The sequence below is a fragment of the Ensifer sp. genome (assembly GCF_035999135.1).
In the GTDB taxonomy this organism is placed as follows: Bacteria; Pseudomonadota; Alphaproteobacteria; order Rhizobiales; family Rhizobiaceae; genus Ensifer.
In genome coordinates, this window is record NZ_DASYGZ010000018.1 from 1 (window position 1) to 3,692 (window position 3,692).

4 protein-coding genes are annotated in these 3,692 nt (G+C 60.3%); all 4 read right to left on the reverse strand.

The window, feature by feature from the left end:
• Window positions 1-42: 42 nt before the first annotated feature.
• The 4 genes from nuoL to nuoI all read right to left on the reverse strand — a co-directional run bounded on the left by nuoL (window position 43) and on the right by nuoI (window position 3,625).
• Window positions 43-2,037 (reverse strand): NADH-quinone oxidoreductase subunit L, encoded by a 1,995-nt coding sequence (gene nuoL, locus VGO12_RS01355; protein WP_327510958.1) that lies wholly within the window; start codon window positions 2,035-2,037, stop codon window positions 43-45.
• A 7-nt stretch (window positions 2,038-2,044) separates the two neighbouring features.
• Window positions 2,045-2,353, reverse strand: coding sequence for an NADH-quinone oxidoreductase subunit NuoK (gene nuoK, locus VGO12_RS01360; RefSeq protein ID WP_034803568.1), 309 nt, complete (start codon window positions 2,351-2,353; stop codon window positions 2,045-2,047).
• A 27-nt stretch (window positions 2,354-2,380) separates the two neighbouring features.
• Window positions 2,381-2,995, reverse strand: a complete 615-nt coding sequence (locus tag VGO12_RS01365; protein ID WP_327510959.1) for an NADH-quinone oxidoreductase subunit J — start codon at window positions 2,993-2,995, stop codon at window positions 2,381-2,383.
• A 138-nt stretch (window positions 2,996-3,133) separates the two neighbouring features.
• The gene (nuoI, locus tag VGO12_RS01370) at window positions 3,134-3,625 is read right to left on the reverse strand and encodes an NADH-quinone oxidoreductase subunit NuoI (protein WP_025426590.1); all 492 of its coding nucleotides are present in this window, start codon (window positions 3,623-3,625) and stop codon (window positions 3,134-3,136) included.
• Window positions 3,626-3,692: the final 67 nt, after the last annotated feature.

Below are 3,692 nucleotides of genomic sequence, written 5' to 3' on the forward strand. Positions count from 1 at the left end.
GCGGCATGAAGGTGACCGCGGAAAGTACGGGCCAATCGGTCATCAGAAGGAACTCCTGAACATCATCCAAGTAACGAGCGCGGCAATGCCGATCAGCATCGCGAACGCGTAGTGATAGAGGTAACCAGTCTGCAGGCGGACGACGCGGTCAGTGACGTTCATCACCCGTGCAGCGATGCCGTTCGGGCCGTAGCCGTCGATCACGCGGCCATCGCCTTCCTTCCACAGGAACGTACCGAGCCACTTGGCCGGACGGACGAACAGGAAGTCGTAGAGCTCGTCGAAGTACCACTTGTTGAGCAGGAACTGATAGAGGCCACGGTGCTGTTCGGCGAGATACTTCGGCAGCTCCGGACGGCGGATATACATGTACCAGGCGGTGAAGAGGCCGAGCGCCATGGCGCAGAACGGGCTCCACTTAACCCACTTCGGCACGTCGTGGTAGGTCTCGAGAACTTCGTTTTCCGCCGAGGTGAACAGCGCACCCTTCCAGAACTCGGCATAGTGGTGGCCGAAGAAGTAGTCGTGGAAGATGAAGCCCGCGACGAGCGCGCCGATGCCGAGGATATAGAGCGGCACCAGCATCACCTGGGGCGACTCATGAACGTGATGCATGACATCCGAGGAAGCGCGTGGCTTGCCGTGGAATGTCATGAAGGTCAGACGCCACGAATAGAAGCTGGTGAAGAGTGCTGCGACGACCAGCAGTGCATAGGCAAAGCCGGAAACCGAGCTGTGGGCGGCGTAGGCGGATTCGATGATCGCGTCCTTCGAGAAGAAGCCCGCGGTACCGATGACCGTGCCCGGAATGCCGACGCCCGTCAGCGCGATCGTGCCGATGAACATCATCCAGTAGGTGACCGGAATGTGTTTGCGGAGACCGCCCATGTAGCGCATGTCCTGTTCGCCATCGACGGCGTGGATCACGGAACCCGCGCCCAAGAACAGCAGCGCCTTGAAGAAGGCGTGTGTGAACAGGTGGAAGATCGCCGCGCCATAGGCGCCGACGCCGAGCGCCACGAACATGTAGCCAAGCTGCGAGCAGGTCGAATAGGCGATGACGCGCTTGATGTCGTTCTGGACGAGACCGACGGTCGCCGCGAAGAAGGCGGTGATCGCACCGACGATGGTGACAACGGTCAGCGCATCCGGCGACAGTTCGAAGATCGGCGACATGCGGGCGACCAGGAACACGCCAGCCGTGACCATGGTTGCGGCATGGATCAGCGCCGAAACCGGGGTCGGGCCTTCCATGGCGTCCGGAAGCCAGGTGTGCAGCAGGAACTGCGCCGACTTGCCCATGGCGCCCATGAAGAGCAGCAGAGATGCCGCGGTGATTGCGTCAGCCTTGTCGAGGTGCATGCCGAAGAGCGTGATGACCGCTTCCCCAGCGCCAGCACCTTCGGCCGGCAGGTAGGTCTTGGCAGCGGCAAAGATCGTTTCGAGGTTGACCGAGCCGAACAGCACGAAGACGAGGAAGATGCCAAGCGCAAAACCGAAGTCGCCGACGCGGTTGACAATGAAGGCCTTCATCGCGGCCGCGGTCGCCGACGGCTTCTTGTACCAGAAGCCGATGAGCAGGTAGGACGCGAGACCCACGCCTTCCCAGCCGAAGAACATCTGCACCAGGTTGTCCGACGTGATGAGCATGAGCATCGCGAAGGTGAACAGCGACAGATAGGCAAAGAAGCGCGGACGATGCGGATCGTGGTGCATGTAGCCGATCGAATAGACATGCACGAGCGTCGACACGGTGTTGACGACGACGAACATGACCGACGTCAGCGTGTCGACGCGGAACGCCCATTCGACGTCGAAGCTGCCGGACTGGATCCAGCGCAGCACCGAAACCTTGATCATTTCCTGGTGGCCCATGGCGACGTCGAAGAAGACGTACCAGGAGAGCGCAGCGGCGATGATCATCAGACCGCTGGTGACATATTCCGATGCCTTGGCGCCGATCGAATTCCCGAAGAGGCCGGCGATCAGAAAGCCGATCAAAGGCAGGAAAACGATAGCCTTGATGATGGTATCCATAGCCCAATCAGCCCTTCATCATGTTGACGTCTTCAACAGCGATCGAGCCGCGGTTGCGGTAGAAGACGACGAGAATTGCAAGTCCGATGGCCGCTTCCGCAGCCGCGACGGTCAGGATGAACAGGGCAAAGACCTGGCCTGTGATATCATTCAGGAACGCCGAGAAGGCGACCATGTTGATGTTGACCGCAAGAAGAATGAGTTCGACCGACATCAGGATGACGATGACGTTCTTGCGGTTCAGGAAGATGCCGAAGACGCCCAGCGTGAACAGGATGGCGCTGACGGTGAGATAGTGGGAAATTCCGATTTCCATTTTATGTTCCTCGATCTCGCGTCCGACTTAGATGCCCTGGCCAGGCTTGACCGTGACCACCTCGACGGCGGTCTCGGGCGTGCGGGCAACCTGTTGCGGGATATTCTGGCGCTTGACATTGTCGCGGTGGCGGAGCGTCAGCACGATGGCGCCGATCATGGCGACGAGCAGCACAAGGCCAGCGATCTGGAAGAAGTAGACGTAGTGGGTATAGAGCACGTCGCCGAGGGCCGCCGTGTTCGTCCGCTCGGTGATGGCCGGGATCGGCATCGAGACCGACTTGGCGATCTCCGGCGAGAACGTTGCGCCACCGACCACGATGATGAGCTCGGCTGCAAGGATCAGGCCGATCAGCGCGCCGACCGGCGCGTATTCGAGCACGCCCGCACGCAGTTCGGCAAAATCGATGTCGAGCATCATGACGACGAACAGGAACAGCACCGCGACCGCGCCGACGTAGACGACCAGCAGGATCATCGCGAGGAATTCGGCGCCGGTCAGCAGGAAAAGACCCGCCGAATTAAAGAAGGTCAGGATCAGGAACAGAACCGAATAAACCGGGTTCCTGGCCGCAATGACCATAAATGCCGACGCCACCGCGATGAAGGCAAAGAGATAGAAAAAAAGAACCTGCAGACCCATGATCGGTGCCTTCTTCGTCTTGCACGGCGTGAGGCGCTGCGGCCCCACTCCACAGGCAAAGCCGGACGCGCGTCCGGCCGTTGCCCAAACCTATGTCACATGCACCGCCCTCCCCGGGGCGGCACTCCGCAAGTGGCCTCAGCGATAAGGCGAGTCCATTGCGATGTTGCGTGCGATTTCACGTTCCCAGCGGTCGCCGTTGGCAAGGAGCTTGTCCTTGTCGTAGTACAGCTCTTCGCGCGTCTCGGTCGCGAACTCGAAGTTCGGGCCTTCGACGATCGCGTCGACCGGACATGCTTCCTGGCAGAAACCGCAATAGATGCATTTCACCATGTCGATGTCGTAGCGAACCGTGCGACGCGTGCCGTCGTTGCGGCGCGGGCCGGCCTCGATGGTGATGGCCTGTGCAGGACAGATCGCCTCGCACAGCTTGCAGGCGATGCAACGCTCTTCACCGTTGGGATAACGGCGAAGCGCATGCTCACCGCGGAAGCGCGGGCTGACCGGACCCTTTTCGAAGGGGTAATTCAACGTCGCCTTCGGCTTGAAGAAGTACCGCATCGACAGAAAGAACGCGCCGACGAATTCCTTGAGGAACAGCGAGCTGACGGCTTGCGAAAGACCGGCCATCATTTACCTCCAGAGTTGCCGGCCTGGGAGCGGCCGGCGGTATGCTGCCAAGCGTGAGCCATCATCA

Bases quoted from the DNA above. Each gene is read 5' to 3' on its own strand.
- nuoL (WP_327510958.1), bottom strand. From the start codon at position 2,037: ATGGATACCATCATCAAGGCTATCGTTTTCCTGCCTTTGATCGGCTTT.
- nuoK (WP_034803568.1), bottom strand. From the start codon at position 2,353: ATGGAAATCGGAATTTCCCACTATCTCACCGTCAGCGCCATCCTGTTC.
- VGO12_RS01365 (WP_327510959.1), bottom strand. From the start codon at position 2,995: ATGGGTCTGCAGGTTCTTTTTTTCTATCTCTTTGCCTTCATCGCGGTG.
- nuoI (WP_025426590.1), bottom strand. From the start codon at position 3,625: ATGGCCGGTCTTTCGCAAGCCGTCAGCTCGCTGTTCCTCAAGGAATTC.